This is a genomic window from Tautonia plasticadhaerens (assembly GCF_007752535.1).
GTDB lineage: Bacteria > Planctomycetota > Planctomycetia > Isosphaerales > Isosphaeraceae > Tautonia > Tautonia plasticadhaerens.
This window is the reverse complement of sequence record NZ_CP036426.1, coordinates 3,616,158-3,638,368: the sequence shown is the minus strand read 5'-3', so window position 1 is coordinate 3,638,368 and position 22,211 is coordinate 3,616,158. Positions and strand designations below refer to the sequence as shown.

Annotated in this window: 14 protein-coding genes; 3 read left to right on the top strand and 11 right to left on the bottom strand. The window is 73.5% G+C overall.

All coding sequences use genetic code 11. The features are described 5' to 3' along the window. Nucleotides 1-33: 33 nt before the first annotated feature. From ElP_RS40645 to ElP_RS14445, 8 genes are all read right to left on the bottom strand, one after another. Complete coding sequence (locus tag ElP_RS40645; RefSeq protein ID WP_197446988.1) at nt 34-2,637, bottom strand: tetratricopeptide repeat protein; 2,604 nt, start codon at nt 2,635-2,637, stop codon at nt 34-36. An 11-nt stretch (nt 2,638-2,648) separates the two neighbouring features. Beyond that, on the bottom strand, nt 2,649-2,867 hold the full coding sequence (locus ElP_RS14475; RefSeq protein WP_145270406.1) for a hypothetical protein: 219 nt from the start codon (nt 2,865-2,867) through the stop codon (nt 2,649-2,651). Between the two features lie 122 nt (nt 2,868-2,989). Next, complete coding sequence (locus ElP_RS14470; protein WP_145270404.1) at nt 2,990-5,857, bottom strand: hypothetical protein; 2,868 nt, start codon at nt 5,855-5,857, stop codon at nt 2,990-2,992. Then, entirely contained in the window at nt 5,854-6,687 is an 834-nt protein-coding gene (locus ElP_RS14465) for a hypothetical protein (RefSeq protein WP_145270402.1), read from the bottom strand. Before ElP_RS14465 ends, ElP_RS14470 begins: the two co-directional genes overlap by 4 nt. A 69-nt stretch (nt 6,688-6,756) precedes the next feature. After that, nucleotides 6,757-7,926 (bottom strand): AAA family ATPase, encoded by a 1,170-nt coding sequence (locus ElP_RS14460; protein WP_231749720.1) that lies wholly within the window; start codon nt 7,924-7,926, stop codon nt 6,757-6,759. Then, nucleotides 7,913-8,635 carry a hypothetical protein gene (locus tag ElP_RS14455; protein WP_145270398.1) on the bottom strand — a complete coding sequence of 241 codons (723 nt, stop codon included), beginning with the start codon at nt 8,633-8,635 and terminating at the stop codon, nt 7,913-7,915. The genes ElP_RS14460 and ElP_RS14455 overlap by 14 nt, the downstream gene beginning before the upstream one ends. A gap of 283 nt (nt 8,636-8,918) precedes the next feature. Beyond that, nucleotides 8,919-10,571, bottom strand: a complete 1,653-nt coding sequence (locus tag ElP_RS14450; protein ID WP_145270396.1) for a P-loop ATPase, Sll1717 family — start codon at nt 10,569-10,571, stop codon at nt 8,919-8,921. Nucleotides 10,572-10,878: 307 nt separating this feature from the next. Then, nucleotides 10,879-11,568: a 3-keto-disaccharide hydrolase gene (locus tag ElP_RS14445; RefSeq protein ID WP_145270394.1), complete on the bottom strand. Its 690-nt coding sequence runs from the start codon at nt 11,566-11,568 to the stop codon at nt 10,879-10,881. Between the two features lie 400 nt (nt 11,569-11,968). On the opposite strand from ElP_RS14445, the gene ElP_RS14440 reads away from it, so the two are divergent. Next, nucleotides 11,969-12,985, top strand: a complete 1,017-nt coding sequence (locus tag ElP_RS14440) for a Gfo/Idh/MocA family protein (RefSeq protein WP_145270392.1) — start codon at nt 11,969-11,971, stop codon at nt 12,983-12,985. Between the two features lie 1,347 nt (nt 12,986-14,332). Here the strand turns inward: ElP_RS14440 and ElP_RS14435 are convergent. Together ElP_RS14435 and ElP_RS38085 are read right to left on the bottom strand one after the other, a co-directional pair. Next, a complete protein-coding gene (locus ElP_RS14435; RefSeq protein ID WP_145270390.1) occupies nt 14,333-16,447 on the bottom strand; it encodes a choice-of-anchor Q domain-containing protein in 2,115 nt (704 codons plus the stop codon). A gap of 333 nt (nt 16,448-16,780) precedes the next feature. Then, a complete protein-coding gene (locus ElP_RS38085; RefSeq protein WP_197446987.1) occupies nt 16,781-17,455 on the bottom strand; it encodes a hypothetical protein in 675 nt (224 codons plus the stop codon). Nucleotides 17,456-17,876: 421 nt separating this feature from the next. Between ElP_RS38085 and ElP_RS14425 the strand changes: the two genes are divergently transcribed. Together ElP_RS14425 and ElP_RS14420 are read left to right on the top strand one after the other, a co-directional pair. Further along, nucleotides 17,877-18,965 carry a DUF1559 domain-containing protein gene (locus ElP_RS14425; RefSeq protein WP_197447107.1) on the top strand — a complete coding sequence of 363 codons (1,089 nt, stop codon included), beginning with the start codon at nt 17,877-17,879 and terminating at the stop codon, nt 18,963-18,965. A gap of 113 nt (nt 18,966-19,078) precedes the next feature. Then, on the top strand, nt 19,079-19,480 hold the full coding sequence (locus ElP_RS14420; protein WP_145270386.1) for a hypothetical protein: 402 nt from the start codon (nt 19,079-19,081) through the stop codon (nt 19,478-19,480). A 187-nt stretch (nt 19,481-19,667) separates the two neighbouring features. Here ElP_RS14420 and ElP_RS38080 read toward each other — a convergent pair whose 3' ends face one another. Beyond that, nucleotides 19,668-22,163, bottom strand: a complete 2,496-nt coding sequence (locus ElP_RS38080) for a serine/threonine-protein kinase (protein WP_197446986.1) — start codon at nt 22,161-22,163, stop codon at nt 19,668-19,670. Nucleotides 22,164-22,211 lie beyond the last annotated feature (48 nt).

Sequence of the window (22,211 nt, the reverse complement as noted above, 5' to 3'; positions counted from 1 at the left end):
CGAGGCGACACGGCCTCGCCCGGGGCCGGGCCCTCAGGGATACGGCAGCGGGAGGCGCTCGGCCCGGCCGTCGGCCCCGATGAGCACGAGTTCACCCGTCTTCGGGCTGGGGACGGCGGCCAGGGTGCTGCCGAGGGCGATGCCAGTCGTCGAGCGCCGGGCGAGGCGGCCGGGCTCGGCCCGGAGCCAGTGGACGGCGTCGGCCCCGACGCCGGCCAGCAGCCCGGGGCGGACGAGGCAGGCGGCCCGGAAGATCGCCTCGGGGGAGGACCAGGAGGCGTTGCCCTCGACGGCGATCGGGTCCCGGCGGAGCGAGAGGGTCGTCTGGTGCAGCACGCCGCCGTCGCCGAGGCCGGCCAGGATCAGCCTCCCGGGGTCCTCCCGGATCCAGGAGAGCGACGGCGAGGCCCCGGCCGCCTCGATCGGCGGCCGGGGGGACCAGGGGACCGCCAGGCGGTCGACCGGGCCGAGGTCCGGGGCGAGCCAGGCCCAGGAGCGGGGGGGGCCCAGCTCCAGCAGGGTCGCCGAGGGCGCCGGGCCCATCGGCAGGAGGACCGAGGCGGGGGGCGGCCCGCCGTCCTCGTCGGCCCCCCGGGGGATCTCCCCCCAGGGCGTGAGCGAGGCCCCCCGGAGCAGGACGTAGCTGCGGCCGTCCCAGAGGGCAACCTCCCCGGCCATCCCCGGCGCGGGGGGGGCGAGGAAGGGGCGATCCCCGGCCGACCGGGCGGTGACGGCGCGGCCCTCGGTCATCCGGTAGGAGCCGTCCGGCCGTCGGGCGTAGGAGGCGAGGACCGTCCGGCCGGACTCGGGGTCGTGCCAGAGCACCGAGAGCGCACCCCCGGCCTCGTCGACCGCCAGGGAGCAGACCGGCATCGCGTAGCGGCCCAGGCGCTCGGCCTCGCCCCGGGCCGGGTCGAGCCGGTACACGTCCCCGGACCGGGTGCCGAGGAACGCCAGGCCAGCCCCCCGGGCGAAGGCGACGGCCGTGACCGGCCCGTCGACGAGCCGGGAGGTGGTCGCCCGCGGCGGGGGGGAGGCCGGGCGGGGCTCCCCGACGGCCCGGGGCCGGGCGGAGGCCCGCAGGGCGTACTCGGCGTCCCGGATCAGGTCCGCCGACCACTCCCGGGCCGGGCCGAACAGGGAGGAGGCCAGCCCCGGCGGGGCCGACGCCCCCGGCCCGGCCCGCTGCCGGAGCTTCCCGGCCAGGCCGATCAGGGCCCGGTCCCGCAATTCGACCCGGCAGGGGGCCAGGCCCGGCAGGTCGGCCAGGCGGGCCAGCTCGTTGTAGAACCGGGAGGCGTCGGCCTCGTGCCCCGGGGGGCCGAGCAGCTCGTCGGCCTCGGCGACGAGCGAGCGGAGCGGGGCGGCCTCCCCCGAGTCGGCCCACGACCGGGCCAGCTCGACGGCGCAGGAGACGGCGTTGGGACCGGGGCGGGCCGCCCAGCCGTCGGCGAAGAACCGGGAGGCCAGGTCGGGGCGGGAGGCCCGGGAGCGGAGCAGTTCCCCGGCCTTGAGGTGGTCCCCCTCGAGGTCGACGATCCGGTCGGCGGCCCGGAGGTAGGCCTCCAGCGCCTCCTCGGGCTCGCCGAGCCGGGCGAGCAGGTCCCCGGCGCGCTCGAAGTCGTCGAGCCCCCGGTAGAGGGCCAGGGCGCGGTCGAACTCCCCGGCGGCCTCGAAGGCCCGGGCGGCGGCGGGGCGGTCGTCCAGCTTCTCCAGGTAGATCAACGCGGCGTCCCGGGCCAGCCCGCCCTGGAGCAGCACGCCGGCGGCGAGGCGATAGTCCTCCAGCAGCCGGGCGTAGATGAAGGCGGCCCGGCGGTAGTCGCCGCGTCGGGCGGCGGCCTGGGCGGCCCGGTGGTACTCCCGGATCAGCTCCTGCTGCACGTCGAAGCCGCCGAACCAGTAGCCGGCGCCGCCGCCCCGGCCGACGCCGGGCGGGCCGAGGATGTCGGGCAAGGAGTAGCTGGGGTCGCGCTCGGGCAGGTCGGCCGACCCGGCGGCCGAGGCCCCCCGCTCGTTCCCCTTGCCCAGGGGCAGGGCCCGTCGGAGGGCCCGCTCGACGTCCCCCTCCCGGAACTCGCGGAGCAGGTCGCGCAGCGCCCCCTCCTGCTTGCCGAGCAGGGCCTCGCCGAGCCGGGGGGCCAGCTCCATCGCCGAGCCGATCCAGCGCGCCCCCATCCCCGAGAGGCCGGACATCCCCAGCGTCCGGCCGAGCCACATCATCCCCCGCCCCGCCCCCATCGCCGCGCCGCCGAGGGCCCGGCGGGGGGCGCCGGTGTCCTCGGGCCGGGTCTCCTCGGTGGCGATGTCGTCGCCGCCGGCCCCGAGGCGGGCCTCGGCGTCGTCCCCCGGCAGATCCAGGGAGACCTCGACGAGCCGATCGGCCCGGGTCGGCCCTTCCGGGGGGGACTCCCAGCCGGGGAGGCCGTCGGCGCGGTCGACCCCCAGCAGCCGGGACGTCGGCAGCGGCCGGTCCGGGTCGAACCTCAGGGCCGTCCCGCCCGGCAGGAAGACCAGGCCCCGGCCCCGGGTCAGCCCCTCGACCTCGTCTTCCAGCAGCGCGGGGACGAGGTCGGCATCGACCGGCACGAACAGGCCCCGCCCGAGCCTCCGGAGGCGGATCGTCCCCGGCGCCAAGGCGGCCGTCGTCACCGAGGCGGCCGACGGCCGGGCCGTCCCCCCCCCCCGAGCACCACCAGCAGGCCGCCCGACACCTCGAAGATCCGGGCCTCCCCCCCCTGCCCGGCCACGATCGCCAGGGCCGCCCCCCCGTCCCCTCCCGGCAGCAGGAACGCCTCGGCCGGCGCCGGCTCGGTCCGGCGTCGGGGTGAGAGCGGCAGGCGGAGGGGCAATGCGGGGGGGGACATCGGTGCGGGGTCCTTCACGTCGGCGGATGGCGGTGGGCCGGGGGAGGGCGGCCGATCCGATCACCTCCCTACGATAGCCGTTCGTTCCCGAGGTCCGCGAGTCGTCCCGTCGCCGCCGGCAATCACCCCGCTAACCCCCCCCGCGCCGCCCCCCTCAGGGCCGCGGCGATCCGCTCCCCGGCCCCGGGGGTGGGGGGAGAGCCGGTCAGCTCGGCGGGGCCGAAGCGGGTGCCGTCGGGCATCCAGGCGGCGAGGCGGCCCCGGGAGGCGAGGACGATGCACAGGAGCGTGCCGCCCGAATCCGAGAGGGCGACCTGGCCGAAGTCGTCGACCACGGCGACCAGCCCCGGGCCCCGGCAGGTGGCCTTGAACCGCCGGGGGTCGTACGAGGCCCAGGCGGGCAGCGACCCCCGGCGGGCGACGGAGACCAGCGGGGAGGCGGGGACCCCCTCGTGGAAGAGGGCGGAATAGGCATACGCCCGGTCCCCCGAGGCGGAGCGGACCTCCAGCCGGCCCCCGTCCCAGCGTAGGAGGGTGGCGTGGGGCCCGTCCTGCAGCGCCATCCAGTCCCGGCCGAGGCCGACGTGGGGCCAGCCCGAGGCACCGGCCCGGGGGGTGAGCAGCGCGGGGGGGCCGGCGGAATCGACAACGGATACGGCGTAGCGATGGTCGTCCTGGCGTACCGCCATGAGCCGTCCGTCCGCGGAGAGCGTAAGATCCCCCGCGCCCGGGGCCGGGCGATCGGGCAGCAGGACCGGATCGGGCCCCTGGAACACATGCCAGCGGGGGGGGCGGCCGCCCCCGGAGGCGTACAGGGCCAGCGTGTCGCCGCGGAGGAGGGCCCGCTCCAGCCGTCGCCCGGCCAGCAGCGGCAGGCCGTCGGCGAACGGCCGGAAGGGGCGCCAGGGGGGGGAGACGCCGTCGAGCGTCACCGTGCCGGTCCCCACCCTCAGGCGGGCCGAGGGGCCGGAGGCGGGCCGGGTGTCGTCGTCGTGCAGCACAAGCAGTCCGGGGGGGGGGACGGAAGCCCCCTCGACCCGGGCCAGATCCCGGGCGACGATTTCGGAGGAGCAGCGGTCTTGCGACGAGAACCGGCCCCCCGTGCGGAGGTCGACGTACCAGCTCTCCTCCGGCCCCCGGGCGATCAGGGCGTGCGACTCCCGGAGGTAGAACCAGTCCCAGACCGGCTCGGCGGAGAGGTATTTCACGTAGGAGCGGACCCGGCGGGGGGCGAGGTCGTAATGCACCGCGACCGGCCGATCGCCGTCTCCGTCTCCGTCGCCGAGCCGACCGATGACCACGAACCCGCCGGCCACCCCGAGCAGGGCGTCGACCGTCCGCACGACCTCGCCCCCCGAGAGGCCGCGGGGCCAGGCCTCGACCGACGACCCGTCCACCCGCCAGGCGAGCGGCACGCCGTGCGGCCCGATCGCCGCCAGCCACTCGCCCGACTCGGTGAAGGCGAACGTCGGCCCGATCCCCCGGGGCGTCGGGCCGACGCCGGGGGCGAGGCGGAAGGGGAAGCCGATCGGCTCCACGTCCCCCTCCCACGCCCCCGCCCCCCCCCGGCCGGGCCGGGCCGGGCGGGGGGCGGCGGGGTGGTCGTCGGCCGGCTCGGCCCGGAACCGGGCGAGGGGGACGGGGCGGCCCCGGCGGACCTCGGAGAGCTGCACGTCCCGGCGGTCGTCGACCGCCACGGCGAACAGCCGGTCCCCCGGGCCGACCCGACGCGCGGCGGCCTCCACCTCGGGCTCGTCCAGGGACCTCGGGTGGGTCAGCAGCACCACGTCCCGGCGCCGGGGCGAGCCCCCCGCCAGCGCCGAGGCCAGCATCGGGGCCGGGTGGGGGCTCAAATCGCTGGCCTCGAGCAGGGCGGCGAGGGCGTCTGCGGGGCTGGCCAGGGGGTCGAGCAGGCGGGTCGGGTCGACCGTCGAGCCGAGCCGCATCGCCGCCCCCCGGCGGTCGGCCAGGCGCCCCAGGGCGACGGCCGCCGCCGCGAGCACGGGGCGGACGGCCCCCCAGGTGCGGACGCCCTGGTCGATCAGGACGACCAGCTCCTCGGACTCGGGGGCGTGGGGCTCCTCCCGCTGGTAGTAGAGCAATTCGTTCTCGGCGAAGCGGCGGAGGAACTCCTCGGGCTCCATGGCGTGCTGGCCGGGGAGCAGGCGCTCGGGGTGGCCCCGGTTGGAGACGTCGGCATAGCCGCCCGTCGGCAACGACTCCCGGGCCAGGGTGCGGGGGGGCAGCGCCAGGGCGCCGACGAGGCGGTCGAGCAGGCCGGCCGAGCCGGAGAGCCGGGGGCGACGCAGCAGGGGCTCGAGCGCCTCCCGGACGGTGCCCGGCAGCTCGGCCTCGACCCGGTCGGCCACCGAGCGGCCCGAGGGCTCCGGGGGGCGGCCCAGGCGGAGCCAGTGGCGGACCTGATCGGGGCGGTGGCGGGCGAGGCGTTCGAGCACCAGCCGCTCGAACACGGCGGGCGACATCGGCGGGTCGTCGACGGCGAGGGCGGCGGCCGGCCCGTGTCCCGGGTCGCCCGGGTCGTAGCCCTCCCAGAGGACGAGGTCGGCCTCGACCTCGGCCCGGCGGTAGCCGCCCACGGCCGCCCCGGCGGTGAGCAGCAGGCAGACGGCCTCCACGTCGGGCGGGTCGGGCAGCCCGGGGACGCCGTCGCAGAGCGTCGCGCAGAAGGCCCCGGCGTTGCGATGCGGCCGGCCGAGGGCGACGAAGCTGCCGGCCAGATCCATCGGGGTCACCACGTCGTGGCTCAGCGGGCCCCGGAGCAGCAGGTGGACCAGGTGCAGGACGTGGGCGAAGTGGATCGGCTCCCGGCCGGCGGCGAAGCCGTCGAGGAACAGCGACAGCTCCCGCCCGAAGGCGAAGGTCTGGCCGTCGGGGAACTCCACCGCCTCGCCGCCGACGGACCATTTCAGGCCGCCGAGCCACCGGCCGTACGCCTCGGGGATGTGCAGATACGAGTCCGCGGCGATCATCGCCCCCCCTCCCTCGGCCCCGAGCCCGGGCCCTGCCCCCCCGGGAGCCGATCCGAGATGCCGGCCATGAGCCGGGCCGACGCCCGGGAGAGCGGCCGGGGCGCCCGGCCGGGGACGACCTCGACGCGACCGTCAGGGCCGATCAGGCCGAGGTCCCCGTCGGGCAGGCCGAGCGCCTCGGCCATCCTCGCCTCGGGCAGATCCGGCTCGGGCCTGGAGCCGAGCGGCACGAGCACCCGGCCGCCCCAGTACCGGCCGAGGCCGAGGACCGGCGGCAATCGCCGGCCGAGCAGCAGGACCCGGTCCCCCGACCTCGCCGCGGCCAGCCCCCGGAGGCTCGCCGTCGGCGCCGACTCGGCCCAGGGCAGCAGCGCCCCGGCCCGGATCACCAGCGCCGACGCCGGCCTCGGCCGGTGGTCGGCCGCCAGCCGCAGGGTCGCGGGCCTCCAGTCGGCCCGGGGGTCGAGCCATCGGGTCGGCCCCGGCAGGAGGGCGCGGTGCAGCGGCAGGCCGGGGGGGCCGGCGTGGTCCCCCTCGGGCGCCGGCCCGGCGTCGAAGTCCGGCAGGCTCCGGCCGACGCGATACCAGCCCCCCCGATCGCCGCGGAAGAAGGCCGCCCCCGGCACGGGCAGCAGCGCCTCGACGACCTCGTCGCGGTCCCCCCCTGGTCCCGGCCGCCACGACACCCAGGCGTCCTCGCCCCCCTCGGCGGCGAGGACCGTCACGTCCCCCCTCCCCCGCAGCGCCGCCAACGCCGCCAGGCCCGCGATCGGCACGCGGGCGAGGCGGACGCCGGAGAGGGGGGCGGGGGAGTTCGGGGGGGGGATCATCGTAATAACGTCAACCCGGGTGCCGGGCGCCATCCGCCCTCCAGTGCCTGGATCCCGCCCCGCCCCGCCTCACGTCAACCGCCCCGTCAGCTCCGACACCCGGCCCATCAGGTGCCGCCGGGCCGCGTCGTCGCCCACCCAGGCGGCCCGGTCGGACAGCTCGGCCAGGCGTTCCCGGAGTCGGGCGGCGGCGGCGAGGCCGAGCGGCCGGCCGTCGGGGGCCCGGAGCTGGGCCTCGGCCTGGTCGAGCTGGCGGGCGAGGTCCTCGGCGTCGACGCGGTCGGGGGGCTCGGCCAGCGGGTGGCGGGGGGCGTCGGGGTCGTCGTCGGCGGCCCGGTCGAGCACGGCGCCGACCAGCGACCGGAGCGGGTCGATCTGCTCCTCGCGGTCCCAGACGTAGCGCAGCACCCAGAGGTCCGACGGCCTCGCCCCGGCCCGGCCGCTCAGCAGCGCCGAGGCGGCCACCAGCTTCAGCACCTTCACGGCCCGCCGATCCGAGAGCGCGACCCCCAGGTCCCGGACCTTCCAGACCAGCTCGGCGTACGGGCCGGAGACGGCCGAGAGGTCCACGTCGAAGACCCGGCGCGACAGCGCCCTGAGGTCCCCGGCCGACACGCCCGCCGACGACGGCCCGGCCCGCTCCAGCTCCCAGCCGGCGGCGAGGAGCCGGGGCATGGCGTCTCGCTTCAAGTTGTCGACATGGCAGCGGATCAGGAACCGGTCGAACAGGGCCCGCAGCGCCTCGTCCTCGGCCAGGTGGTTGGAGGCGGTGAAGAGCGAGAGCAGGGGGAGGCGGTGGGCCTCGGCCCCCCGCCGGTAGACCCGCTCGTTGAGCACGGTGAGCAGGTTGTTCAGGATGGCGCTGTTGGCGTTGAACAGCTCGTCGAGGAAGGCGAACTCCGCCTCGGGCAGCATGCCGGTGGTCACGGTGGCCACGGCCCCCTCCCGGAGTCGGACGAGGTCGATGGGCCCGAACAGCTCGTTCGGCTCGCTGAACCGGGTGAGCAGGTACTCGAAGTAGCGGCCCTGCACCGCCTCGGCGAAGCCCCGGATCACGGCCGACTTGGCCGTGCCCGGCGGGCCGAGCAGGAACAGGTGCTCCCCCGAGACGACGGCCAGGGCGATGAGGTCCACCACCTCGTCCCGGCCGACGAACCGGCGCTTGAGCGGGTCGATCACGTCCCGCCTGAGGCGCGAGACGACCTCCCCGGCGTGCGGGTCGATGTCATCCCCGGCCACCGGCGCCTCCCCCGATCTCGGTCCCGATCCCATTCGCCGACCCCGACCCCGACCCCGACCCCGACCCCGGGCCGATGCCCTCGACATCCCCCGGCGACGACCGGGGGCGGCGGCCCATCGCGTCGAGCGTCAAATCCCACAGCTCGAGGCCCCGGCCCCGGGTCGGGATCCAGTCCGGGGCCTCCCGCAGGGCGAGCCGCTCGGCGAAGCGGAGCATCAGGCCGTCGTGCCCGAAGAAGTCCACCGGCGAGGTGGGCACCCCCTGCACGTCGGACAGCGCCCCGGAGAGCGGCCAGCGGCGGAGCACCTCCGCCAGCCTCGACGCGAGCACGTCGCCCGGGTCGATCGCCCGGGCCCGGCGATGGACGCCCGGCAGGTAGCGGAAGGTCAGGTCGGCCGACAGGTGGGCCGCCGCCGACCTCGGCGGGGGGGGCGGCGCCAGGGCGCGATCGACCACCTCGGGGGGCGCCCCCCGGCTGACGAGGAACCAGCAGGCGAGCCGGGTCCACTCGGCGGCGGCCAGGGCGGCGGGCCCGTCGATCGGCAGCGGCGGCCCGGCCAGGTCCATCAGGTCGTCGGCGAACGCCCGGCGGAGCGGGCCGAGGGCCTCCGACCGCTCCGCCTCGGCCGGGGACGGCGGGGGCGGCCCGGTGAACGAGACGCGGCCCTCGCCGAAGAGCCGCTCCAGGAATTCGGCCAGGGTCGCCATCCCGATCCCGCTCCGCTCCGCACCGCCACGATGGGGAACCCGGGCGTCGAGCGGGATGGCCCGGGACCCCCCGGACTCGCAACCGACCCGATCGCCTCGCCGCCGCCGCCGATCACCCAGGGATTCTACGCCACGGTCCACCCCCGGGGGGCCCCGACGGCCTCCCGAGCCTCGACCCGACCGGACTCGACCCGGGCCCGATCCCGGTCAGTCCCCCAGGATCTTGAGTCTCACGTCCTGGTACCAGCAGTCCTAGCCGTGGTCCTGAGACGGTAGTTTCGCCCTATCGCCTATCTCCTCCACGATCGTGGATACCAAGAGACCTCCAGTACATTTTGTGGACAGCGCACAAACTGTCATCGCTTATATCTTCCTTGTCGAGCGATCCCTGTCCGAGCCCGACATACTGCATGCTCGTATAAGAGTCGGTTTTGATGCCAAGAAACCCGATTGAATAGAGTATCGATACCATAGAAATACGGAACACCGAGTCCCCGATCACTTCGTTGTAGTACTGGTAGGCTAAGTGCCCGAGTCCCCCTTCTGGATGAGTACGCTGGGTGGTGTATTTGACCACAAAATCGTCCAGATCGTCCTTGGTCAATTCACCAAGGCGGAACTGGGGAGGCCGTTTTTTGAACAGGTCAATGAACTCCTTGAGGTCTGGATAATCGGCCTTCCACTCTTGCTCCAACGACCTTCGGCGATCTTTCGAGTAATCACCCTCAGCACCAAGCAACATTGTCTTCGTTATGTCCGGTCTACCTACAGCATAACCAATGCAAAAGTTGAAGAAGGTGATCAAGTCCCTCGGACGCATAAGCGTTCGCTCGATCATATATTCCAGTGCGGCGTTGTCGTTTACCTTCCTGCTGAGCTTAGGAAGTAATTCCCGGTGCGTGATCGTGGCGAGCGTATAACTGTCCCGGACGAGTTGGTTGATCCTGGCGTCCAGCATCTCTGTAAGTTGATCACCTGTCCACGTCAAATCAAGAAAGAGCGACCGGATTTTTTCCTCCTGATAGCCGGCCCCCTTGATCTGCTTGATGATCCTCTCTATCAGGTCTGTTCGCAAGCATATCGCAATTTTAACATTTTTTACTTTGTGATGAAATTCCTGCATCGTCTCGATCAGTGCGTAGATCAGTTTGTATCTGATGCTGTCGTCGGCCCATTGCTGATCGAGGTCGTCGATTACGATGAAGTAGGTATACTTGGCAGCCTCGGCCAACTCCATCTTGATGAGGTCGAACATCCTATTCAGGTCTTTGAGTTTGGTCCTGCTGACGACCTCTTGTCCTTGTGCACGGATCTCGGCCTTCTGTTCATCAGTCCATCGCCTCGACGCTCCGATGTCGATGGCCGATCCCAATATTCCCCCGAGGGCTGCCTTAAGTTCTGTCTCTGTCTTTTTCGTTGTCTCCTTCACCCTCTCGTCGGCTTCTTTCCAGAACGAGTCGCCGTGCTTGAGGAGAAAGTCATACTGCTCCTTCTTCTCATCGCTCCATGTCTTCTTCATTAGATCGAAGAAAACACCCTGGCTCCTCCGATCCGTGATGCCGTGGATTTTCTTGATCAGTTCGACCGTGAAGACGTGTCGCCAGAGGAGTTTGTAGAAGGGGTCCATATTGACCCCGGCCTCGGTGAAGAGGCGGATCACTTGGGAGTTGCTGACAAACTCGACGGTCAAGTTGAAGGGCGAAAATTCGATGACGTTCGGTTGCGTCTCCTTGAGTCGTAGCAGCAGTGCCGTCTTCCCCGAACCGGTCCTCCCGACCACGATGCACTTCGCTATCGTCTGGTCGGTCAGAACATCGAGGTCTCCGGTGTCGATGTAGCAATTTTCCAGGAAATGACGGTCGTTCTCTGCTGCTGCCGCCCCGATGGTCGAGTTCTTCCTGAATTTGAAACTACCACTCGGCCTCGCTGGGACCATCAGTCACTCCTGGAGATCGAGTTACGGCTGGGACTCAGCCTCACGACCCGCCTGAAGTCCGGCACTTCAGCCACATGAGAGACGTTCGGCCGAACAATGCTAGGCTCGATTCCCCCTCCCATCTGACGGGCACGCATTTGCTGCCGCCATACGACAGCCGTAAAAGTAGTACTTGTTCGGCGGACTCGAAGTGTCAATTAGGACGTCTGGATAATCCCTTCATCGGCAGAGGAATTGAGCGGCGTTGAGCAGTAGGGGCGTTAGGCCGATCTACGCTCCGCCCCGGAAGAACTCGACGACCTGGAGGCTAGCCGGGGCTCCTCTTGAGGCGGACGTTCTTGTACCACACGTTAGAACCGTGGTCCTGGAAGCCGAAGTAGCCCTCCTGGACGAGGTCGGCGATGGCGACCCGGCGGAACTTGTGGTCGGAGCCGTCGGGGCGCTTGCCGGGCTCGGTGAACTGGGACTGGTCGATCCGGCTGACCTGCGTGCCGTTGATCGAGACGGTGACGATCGGCCCCTCGGCAATGATCGTCATGTGGTTCCACTCGCCGGCGGGCTCCTGGGCGTTGGCCTCGGGCTCGACCAGGTCGTAGAAGGCCCCCGAGTCGTGATAGCCGGTCCCGGTCGTGTCGTCGAGGGCCACCTCCAGGCCGGTCATCACCGGGTCCTTCGGGTCGCCGACCCGGATGAAGACGCCGGAGTTGCAGCCGGGGGAGAGCTTGTAGTCGAAGTCGAGCACGAAGTCCTTGACCTTCTGCTCGTAGAGCACGACGTAGGCGCCGGTGCCGTGGGGGTTCAGCCCGTCCTCCTGGACGGCCGACGTCGGGATCGGCGCGAGGTCGTTGTTGTTGACCCAGCCCTCGGGGCCGGAGCCGTCGAAGATCGCCTCCGCCCCGTCTCCCTGCACCGGGCCCGCCGCCGTCAGCGAGGCGGCCGCCACGCCCAGCCCGAGGGCGATCGAGCCCCGGAGGATCCTCGTATGAAGCGTCGTCATGGTGCGATCAGTCTCCCTTCGGGCCGGTCGGCCCGACGCCCGTCCCCGGCCGATCCGATCCGGCCGGGCCCCCGGTCGCCGCGCCCCGCCCATCCTTCGCATCATGACCACACCTCCGGGGCCGGGCAAGGCGGCAGCGGTCGGCGACGCGTCGAGGGCCGCCCGCCGGGGACGGGGCGAGGGCCCGGCTCCGGCCGGCTCTCGGAGATCGAATGACAGATGTCGGGACATCGATGATCGAGGCCGGTCCCGGAGACGCCCCGGCATTTCGGCAGGGGCCTCCGCCCTCCCCCCCGGTGCGACCCGCGGGGCCGTCCCGTCGCGTCCGGCCGCTCGATGGGCTAACCTCGGGATCTTCAGGATCCAGGATCCCCGACGCACCACCCCGGAGCCCGCCCCCATGCCCTCGTCCGCCCCCCCGCCCCGACCGATCCGCTGGGGCATCCTCGGTTGTGCCCGGATCACCCGGAGGGGCCTGGCGCCCGGGATCCTCGCCTCGGAGTCGGGCACCTTGCACGCCCTGGCCAGCCGGGACGGGGAGACGGCGACGGCCTGGGCCGGGGAGTTCGGGGCCGCCAGGGCGTACGGCGACTACCGGGCCGTGCTCGACGACCCGGAGGTCGACGCCGTCTACATCCCCCTGCCCAACGAGCTGCACCGCCCCTGGGTCCTCGCCGCCGCCGAGGCCGGCAAGCACGTCCTCTGCGAGAAGCCCCTGGCGCTGGACGCCCGGGAGGCCGCCGAGATGGTCGACCATTGCCGATCGCGGGGCGTCCTCCTGATGGAAGCCTTCATGTGGCGGCACCAGCCCCGGACGGCCGAGCTGCTGGGACTCGTCCGCTCGGGGGGGCTCGGGACGCTCCGGCTGGTCCGCTCGTCGTTCTCCTTCCCGATCGACCCGGGGGACTGGCGGCTGGACCCGGCCCGGGGGGGAGGCGCCCTCTGGGACGTCGGCTGCTACGGGGTGAACACCTGCCGGCTGTTCGCCGGGGCCGAGCCGGTCGCCGTCCGGGCGATGCAGCGCCCGCACCCCTCGGGCGTGGAGCTGACGCTCACCGCCGAGCTGGCCTTCCCCGGCGGCGTCATCGGCCTGGTCGATTGCAGCTTCGAGGCCCCCTTCCGCTGCGAATACGAGCTGGTCGGCACCTCCGGCTCGATCCGGGTGCCCGACGCCTACCTCCCCCCCGCCCGGCCGACCGCCCTCCGATTCGCGGCCGACGGCGGCCCCGACGCCGACGTCGAGGGGGCCGGCCCCGAGTCCCTCTCCTTCGACGGCGCCGACCAGTACGCCCGGATGGTCGACGCCTTCGCCCGGGCCGTCTCCTCCGGCTCGCTCGATCTCCCCGCCGAGGACGGCCTGGCCCAGATGAGGGCGCTGGACCTGATCCGGTCGTCGGCCCTCGTCGTGGGAGGCTGAGCCCCGAGGAGGCTCCCCCCTCCGGCTCGCCCCTTCCCCTTCCCTCTTGCCGTCGATCGAGCAGCAACCACCGCGATCGGGCCAGCTCGACGAACGCCCGGGATCGAGTCGACGCTCGGCCGGGCGTGGCCCGGTGCGCCCCCGGTGCGTCCCGAGTAATCCACCGATTCTCTTCGCAGAAAGCGACTTGCGTCGATCGGATTGGCTTCGCTCCGTCGAACCGCGCCGAGTCTCCCGGGGACCTCGCCCCGGAGGGGAAATCCCACCGGGGGGCGAGACCACACCTCCCGCCGCCGACGGCCGTCCCGGAGGCCCGGGGACGCCGTCGATGCGGAGGGAGGAACGGCCCGGTGCGCCCGCGGTGCGCCCCGTCGAACTCGCCGAATGATCGGCCATATTTCGACTTGCGCCGATCGAACTGGCTTCGCTCCGTCGAAGCACACCGAGGTGACCGGTGGCCTCGATCCGGCAAGCGTCCTCCCCCTCGGTCGGGGGACGCCGGACCGGTCCCGACGGCCGTCCCGGAGGCCCGGGGACGGGGTCGGGATGCGTCGTGAATTGGTTCGGTGCGCTCCCAGCATGCCCCTGCGCACTCGCGATCGGGACGACCGGGAACCGACTTGCGCCGATCGCATTGGGTTCGCTCCGTCGACGCGCACCGGGCCGATCGCCCTCCCCGGCCCCGGATCGGGCGGGGCCCGGCGACTGGGCTCCGGACATGACGGGGCGGCTCCCCTCGTCGGGGGCAGTCGGCCCATCGGGGAGGCTCGGTTCGGGGAGGTGGTCGGGCTCGGCCATCGTCGGCGGGCACTCCGGGCACGGTACGGACGGGGAGCCTCCCCGGGTCGAGCGACGGTCCTCATCAAGATCATCGTGTCCGGGGACGATTTCAGTCACAAAACCTCCGAGCCGGCCCCTCTTCCATGGTCATCCGGGGAGAGCCTTGACGAGCGTGTTCGTCTCCGACCCTCGCCCCCGTCCGCGGGGGAGAGGGTGGCCGGAGGCCGGGTGAGGGGGGGCTCGGATGACGAGCAAGCGCCCGTATCCCACGCACCGACCCCTCACCCCGGCCCTCTCCCCGCGAGCGGGGAGAGGGAGTCGGAACCGACCCTCGCCCCCGTCTTCGGGGGAGAGGGTGGCCGGAGGCCGGGTGAGGGGGGCTCAGGCGATGCCGTAAGGCGTGGCGATCCGTCGAAGGCCCCTCACCCCGGCCCTCTCCCCGCGGGCGGGGAGAGGGGGTCGGAACCGATCCGTCAACGAAACGGCGGATCGACCGCTCGGCGCGGGCTCCCGGCCTCCCTGGCCAGGGAGGCCCGCGCCCCGGTCCCTCCGGATAGGCCCGACGCCTCATCCGCCAACCAATCCCTCCCGGGCGTTGCGGAGGGCCGCCTGCCGCTCCGCCCGCAGGGCGAGCCGGTCGGCCAGCCACGCCCGATGCTGCTGGACCGGCGCCTCCCGACGCTCCTGGTGCCGACGCCGAAGCTCGGCGACCCGCTCCGCAGTCGCTTCGGCCCCCGGACGCACCAGCGCCTCCCGGCCGAAGGTCGCCTCGTAGTCGCTGCCCGGCCGGCCCGTCCCGGCCCCGTCGAGCGGCAGGCCCGAGGCACTCGTCAGGCCCCCCGGCGGCGTGCCGACGACCGTCAGTCGGTAGGTCCCGTGCAGCGGCAGCCGACGCCGGGGGGACAGCGTCACCGCGCGCAACGCCTCGTCATAGGTCGCCGCGTCGACGGCCAGCGGGCGGTCGTCGGCCGTGCCGAGGCGGCGGTCGGGGCCGGCGGCGACGAGGCGGTAGTTGGCCGGGTCCTCGGCCCGGGTCGGGTCCATCGCGGCGTCGAAGGCCACCACGAGGCGGGTCGGCCGGGCGTGGAACCCGAGGCGACGCACGCCCACGACCGTCGGCGGCCCGCTCCAGTCGATCGTCACCGGCCCGGACATGACGTCCGCGTCCTCGGGGAGCGTGGCCGAGGCGATGAGCACGTCCGTCCCCTCCCCGCCGACGCCGGGGTAGGTGAATCGGATGCGGCCGTCGGCGTCGGTCCGGCCGTCGGCCGGCTCGGTCGTCCCCGACGCACCCGCGTTCGGGCCGGCCGCGATGCGGAACGTCACCGGGACCGCCGCCAGGGGGGCCAGCATCGCGTCTCGGGCCGTCGCCAGGACCGTCTGCGATCGGCCGACCGCGTTCGAGGCCGTCTCCGAAGTCAGTTCGAGGAAGGCGCTCTCCACCAGCTCGAAGGCCCCGATGTCGGGGGCGGTGCCCTGGGGACGCGGGACGCCTCGTTGGTCCGTGGTCACGCCGGCGGTTGGCACGGCCGCGTCGACGGCCGGGCTGCCGGGCCGCAGGGCGTGGGTCGGGGTCGGCCCGCCGTTGTCGGCCAGCGGGCCGAGGAGGGGGTCGGTGTTAATGAGGTCGGTGGGGTCGAGGGTCGTCCCGGGGTCGTCGGAGAAGAGATTATGGCCCTCGGAGCGGACGGAGCCGCCGGCATTGACGAGCGTGTCGCCGTCGGGGTCCGCGAAGATGCTCGTCGCGAGCCTCAGCATGCCGGCGTTCGAGACGGCGCCGCCGTCGCCCGAGTTGCCGGCGAACGTGGAGCTGGTCGCCGTCAGCGTGCCGGCGTTCGAGACCCCGCCGCCCGATCGTCGGGCGTGGTTCCCGCTGATGGTGGAGTTGATGAACGTCGCGGTCGCACCCGGGCCGATGCTGATGCCACCCCCGTCGTCGCCCGAGTTGCCGCTGAGGGTCGAGCCGGAGACCAGGAGGGTCCCGGAATTCGCGACGCCTCCCCCGACGACCCCGATGAGGTCGGAAGAACCATTCTCGGCGATGAGGGAATCGACGATGGTCGCCGTCCCGCCGTTCGAGATGCCGCCGCCGAACCCCTGGGCGATGGTGCCGGGCCTCGCCACATTCCCGGCGATCGTGGAATTGATGACCGTGAGCGTGCCGCTGTTGGAGATGCCGCCGCCGGAGCCGCCGGTCGAACCGAACCCCTCGGCGGTGTTCCCGCTGACGGTCGAATCGATGAGGGTCAGGACGCCCTCGTTACTGATGCCGCCCCCGCCGAGGGCCACATTGCCGGTGATCGAGACGCCCGAAAGCGTCAGGGTCCCCGAATTCCGGATCCCTCCCCCGCTGCCGGGCAGGCCGGGGCCGACGCCGGAGATGGTCAGGCCGGAGATCCGCACCTCGGCACCGCCCGCGACGGTCACGCCCCGGAGGTCCCGGGCGGAGGGGGCGCCCGTCAGCGTCAGGGCCGATGCCCCCGGCCCGCTCAGGACGACATCCGTCGCCAGCTCGGGCAGCGCGGTCGTCAGCTCGATCGTCCCCCCGAGTCCCGGGGCGAAGTCGATCGCGTCCGGGTCCGGGTCCATGTTGGCCCGCTCGATCGCCTCCCGGAGCGAGCCGGGGCCGGCATCATCCAGGCTGGTGACGGTGAACGTCGCCAGCAGGGTCCGGGGCTCCATCGCCTCCATCCGAGGGCGGGAACGATGGCGGGGTCGCCGGGCGGATCGGCGAGGCGCGGTCGGGACCATGGTCGGCCTCAGGGGCGGTGAGGCCCGGGGACGGCCTCGCTGCCGGGCCGGGCGAGGAGCGGGAGATGAATTGGTCCCGGCGACCATCGCAGTCACGCGCCGGGGCCGATGGATCGGGCTCGCCCACCATGGGCCTGCCCGATCGCACCAGCATGCCCCGGGCATTGGACCGAGTCAACGCTCGACAATTCTGGAATCTTGGGGATTCGGATGCGTTTGACGGCCCGGGGCATCCCCGGCCGATGCCCTCGGGGGGTCGGGCGGTCACTCCGGGGCGGCGTGGGGGGCGGTGATCTCGTCGAAGAGGGGGGGGAACTGGGGGACGGCCCGGAGGGGGTCCCAGTCGGGGTCGCCGCGGATGCGGTCGAAGTCGCGGAAGCCGGCGGCGACGAGCTCCCGGAGGGCGCCGGTGGCCTCCTCCATGCGGGTAGACCGGGCGTGGGCGGCGGCCTCGTCGTAGAGGACGTCGAGGGCCAGGGCGCGCTCCTCGTCGGTCGGCTCGGGGTAGTGCTGCCGGAGCGTCCGGAGGTACTCGCCGGCGGAGACCATCAGGCGGTAGGCCTGCGCGGGGTCGTCGTCGCGGACGGCCCGGGATTGCCGCCTCGCGTAGTCGACGATCAGGCGGAGGACGTCGCGGTCCCTGGCGTCGACCATCAGGGCGTCCTCCAGGGCCGAGATCGCCCCGGGGAGGTCCCCCCGGTCGGCGAGCGACTCGGCCTCGGCGCGGAGTTCCCCGGCCGACCGAGTCGGCCTGATCAGGCCGGCCGAGGCGGGGGGCAGCGGCGGCAGCGCCCCCCCCTGCCCGGCCGTTCCGGCCCCCGGATCCGGGGAGGGCCCGGAGCAGCCGGGGCCCGACGCGGCCCAGAGCAGCAGGGGCAGCAGCGACGCACCGACGCCGGGACGCCCCCTCATCCTCACCGTATCCGTCTCCGTCTCCATCCTGGCCCCCTCGAACGGGTTGGGATCGAGGGATGCCCCGATCCGAAAAAGATCTGGACTCTGCTTGCCTGTACGACGCCTTCCTAGATAGAATCGCGGCCGCTTATTTTGTCAAGGATGCGCCGACGATCCGGCGGGCCGAATCGGGGATCCTCTCCGAGGTCAACATCCCGGCATGTTCGAGGTCGTTGCGGGGCCCGATGCCCCGCGAGGATCCGGCGTCCGGGGTGCGCAATTTCCCCTGGAAATGGCGAGCGATCCGATCCCGGGCGGCCGGCCGGCGGCCCGAGGGACGCCGGGGGGTACGCCCGGGCGTCGGGGACGATCGCCCGCCCTCGGCGCCGGCCGTCGCTCGGGGAGTCCGTCCCAGTCGTGGTTCGCACCTCCAACGCTGCTCGACAGATCGAGCGGGAGGGTGGTCATGAAGCGTCGTACGTCCGGGTTCACGTTGATCGAGTTGCTGGTGGTCATCGCCATCATCGGCGTGCTCATCGCGCTCCTCCTGCCCGCGGTGCAGAGCGCCCGGGAGGCGGCGAGGCGGGCGCAGTGCACGAACAACCTGAAGCAGATCGGCATCGGCCTGCACAACTACCACGCGGCCACCAACAGCTTCCCGCCGGGCCGGATGAGCCCGTACCTGGGGAACTTCTCGGGCGGGCCGGGGGAGTGCTGGCAGGGCGGGATCGCGGTGCACATGCACCTGGCCCCCTACATGGAGGGGACCAACGTCTTCAACGCCTTCAACTTCGGCATGTCCCGTGTAAGGCAGTCGCCGCCGAGCAGCCCGCCGGACTGCCAGGCGAACCTGACGGTGGTCTCCACCCGGATCCAGGTCTTCATCTGCCCGTCGGAGGCCAACGACCCCGGCCTGCCGCTGAACAACTACCGCTACAACATGGGGCCGACCATCTGCCAGAGCAGCGCCTGGGCCGACAGCGGGGCGACCCAGAATCCCTGGAGCGCCAACTGCAAGGCCGAGATGGGCGGGGGCCGGGGCGGGATGTTCCGGGACGAGGGGGTCACCTCGGCCGCCTCGGTGAGGGACGGCCTGTCCAACACCGCCGCCTTCAGCGAGCGGATGCTCGGCGACCTCGATAGCGCCACGCTCTCCCTCGGGGACTCCCGGCGGGGCCCGGCGATGCGGGACCCGAGCCTGACGACCGACGCGATGCTCAGCGAGTGCGTCCAGAACGGCCAGTCCGTGACCAACCACCTGAGCGACCACGGCGCCGGCTACGGGGCGTCGGTCTACGGGCACGTCCACCACACGATGTACAACCACCTGCTGCCGCCCAACTCCAACGTCATCGACTGCAACAGCGGCCAGAGCTTCATCGACAGCCCCAACGAGTCGGCCGTGATGACCGCCCGCAGCGACCACCCCGGCGGCGTGAACCTGATGCTGGGGGACGGCTCGGTCCGGTTCCTCAAGAATTCGGTCGACGTGACCGTCTGGCGGGCCCTGGGCACACGGGCCGGCGGCGAGGTCATCTCGGCCGACCAGTATTGACCCGGGCGGCCCGGGCGCATCCCGGCCCCCGCCCCGGGGCCGGGCCGGGCCGGGATGCGCCTCCCGGGTCGCACCCGTCGCGCCGACTCGATCCTTCCGCCTCGGAGGTTCCCATGACCCGGATCTGTTTGCCGCCCTTCGCGCCGGCCCTGGCGCTGGCCTGCGTCTCGGCGGTCGCCGGCTGCGGCGGCCCTCGAGCCGAGGACGACCCGAGGACGATGCTCGGGTCGTTCGCCATGATGGAGAACGCCGTCGGCGACCTCTGCGCCACGGTCCTCGACGAGGCCTACCGCACCTCGGGCGACCTCGGCACCGACAGCGACCGCATCGGCATGGCCCTGGCCGTCTTTATGAAGGAGGCCGCCGAGACCCCCTTGGCCGCCGACGCCGACCTCGTCCGGGAGAAGATCAACGCATTGGAGCGGCTCGCCGCCTCCCGGGCCCCCGTCGAGCAGCAGCGAGAGGCGGCCCGGACCCTCCAGGCCGCCGTCTCGGCCCTGAAGGCGAAGCTCTGACCCCGGATCGGTTCGATCCGGGGCCCGTATCGGGGGCGCGACCGGGTGCCGGGGTTCGCCCCCCATCCCGGGGCGCCGGACGCTCCCGGCCTCGGGCGATCCGGGATGGGCCCCGCCCGGGCGTCGGCAGGCCGACGGGACCGAGACCGAGACCCGGCCGTCGGCCGCAACGCTCGGCGGCGAGGCGTCATTCCGAGGCCGCCCGGGAGGGGGAACCCCCCTCGGGGCCGACCCGGTCGGGGTCGGCCCCGAGGGGGTCGCCGCCGTCGTCGACGACCCGGGGGAAGTCGTCGGGGATCGGGGGCCGGCCCGGTCGTCCGGGAGGGGCGTCCGGGAGGGGGGAGGGCCGGATCGAGCTGCCGGGCTCGGCCCAGGTCCGGATCCACTCCTCCCAGCCGATCCGGGGGCGGGGGGCGCCGGGGGGCGGGGAGGGCCGGTGGACCAGGGACGGGCCGGGGGTCTCGTAGCGGTTGTCCCGGCCGGACCAGGAGAGGGTCTCGGCGGTCGGGTCCGAGTCGGACCGCCAGGAGAGCAGCCCCCGACTCTGGACCCGGGTCCGCTCGATCGAGACGGTCAGGGGGGAGGAGTCGGAGAAGTCGTCGGCCCTCAGCAGGCAGGGGGCCCGGACCGTGCAGTCCCGGATCCGGAGCACCCGGGCCCCGTCGTCCGAGGGGTCGGGGGCCAGGTCGACCCGGATCGCGGCGGAGGTCTCGGGGTCGCCCGACCGGGCCCCGATGAGCATGCAGTGCTCCAGCTCGGCCTCGAAGCCGGCGAAGGCGGAGAGGTCGAGCGCGGGGGAGAATCCCTCGAACCAGCACCCCGAGGCGGCCAGGCCCGGGCCGTCCGTGACGACCGCCCGGGCCCCGGGGGCCGGGCCGGAGACGCGGAAGGCGCAACGGCTCAGCTCCAGCAGGCCGCTGGAATCGATGAGCGGGGCGGGCGAGGCGAACCCCCCGGGCGCCTCGACCCGGATCGACAGCCCCTCCAGGCGGAGCCGGGCCCGGGGGCGGACCCGGATGAAGGGCCGGGAGCCGGCGACGACCGGGACCAGTTCGGGCCGGGCCCCCGGGGCGGCGGCGATCGTCACGGCCCCCCGGGCGATCTCCAACGACCCGGATCGCACCAGCCGGGCCGGGCCCGAGCCCCCTAACTCGATCCGCCCCCCGCCCCCGGAGGCCAGCCCCAGGGCCTCGTCCAGGTCGTCGGCCCCGACCGAGGAGCCGTCGGGGAGGACGACCCGGATCGTCAGGGTGCCCGGGTCGGCGGGGGGCGTCGGGTCGGCGTCGGCGGTCTCGGGCCGATCCCCGGGGCCGGGGGGCCCGAGGACCAGGAGCAGGACGAGGAGGATCGAGGCCAGCGCGCCGATCGCCACCAGCAGCGAGGCCAGCGCCCCGACCTCCCGCACCCGACGGGCGGCCCGGTCGAACAGGCCGCCGGCGGGGCGTCGCGCCTCGAGCATCGCGATCAGGTCGAAGACCTCCTCGGTAGCGCGGTCCTCGGCCGAGAACGAGGACGAGGACGAGGACGAGGACGAGGACGAGGCCGAGGCCGAGGCCGAGGACGAGACAGAAGCCGAGGAGCCGGGGGCCGGGGCCGGGGCGATCGACTCGAAGGAGGCCGAGGCGGTGGAGGCGAATTCCGGGTGGGGATACGGCCCGGGGATGCCGCCGACGAAGGGGTCCAGCGCCTCGACGACGGCCGAGGGGGTGGGGTAGCGGTCCTCGGGATCCTTGCGGATCATCCTCAGGATCACCGCCTCCAGGCCGATCGGCAGGTCCGGGGCGAGGGACCGGGGGGGCGGGGGCTCCTCCGACAGGTGGGCCAGCAGCTTCTCCGGCAGGGTCGGCCGGTCGAAGGGGACCGTGCCGGTGACCATCTGGTAGAGGGTGCAGCCCAGGGAGTAGATGTCGCTCCGGGAGTCGATCTTGCGGGAATGCCGGGCCTGCTCGGGGGCCATGTAGTCGAAGGTGCCGACGGTGGTGCCGTCGACGGTGAGCGCGACGTGGTCGCCGGAGTCGACGGCCAGGCCGAGGTCGGCGAGCTTGGCGACCCCGTCGGGGGTGACCAGGATGTTCCAGGGGTTGACGTCCCGGTGGACCAGGCCCTTGAGGTGCAGGTGGCCCAGGCCCAGGGCGACCTGGCGGGCCAGCCGGCTCGCCGTGCTCGGCGGCATCGGCCCGAACTCCGAGAGCAGCCGGCCGAGCGGGGCCCCCTCGATGTACTCCATGACGAGGAAGGGGATGCCCCGGAACTCGCCGTCGTCGTAGAGCCGCACGAGGTTGTCGTGCTGCAGCCCGGCGCCGACGACCGCCTCGCGGCGGAACCGGGCGACGGCGGTCGGGTTCTGCCGGGCCCGGGAGGAGAGCAGCTTCAGGGCGACCTTCCGGCCGAGCCGGCGGTCCCGGGCGAGGTAGACGCGGCCCATGCCCCCCTGCCCCAGCAGGTCGAGCAGGGCATATCGGCCGATGAAGAAGCCGATCGGGCGGCCGGAGAGCAGCTGGGCCGCCTGCCAACGGGTGAGCCGGCCGTTCTCGACCGCCCGGCGCGCCAGCCGCTGGTCGATCGCCTCGGGGGTCCGGCGCCCGGGGGGGATCGCCTCCCAGCAGGCGAGCAGGGCCTTCTCGTCGATCAGGCCGGAGTTCAAGGCGTCGCGCCAGAACCGGGAGTCCCGGGGATTGGTCATGGGGCCGCCTCCGATGCGTCGACCCGGGCCGCGTTCCCGCCCCTTCGC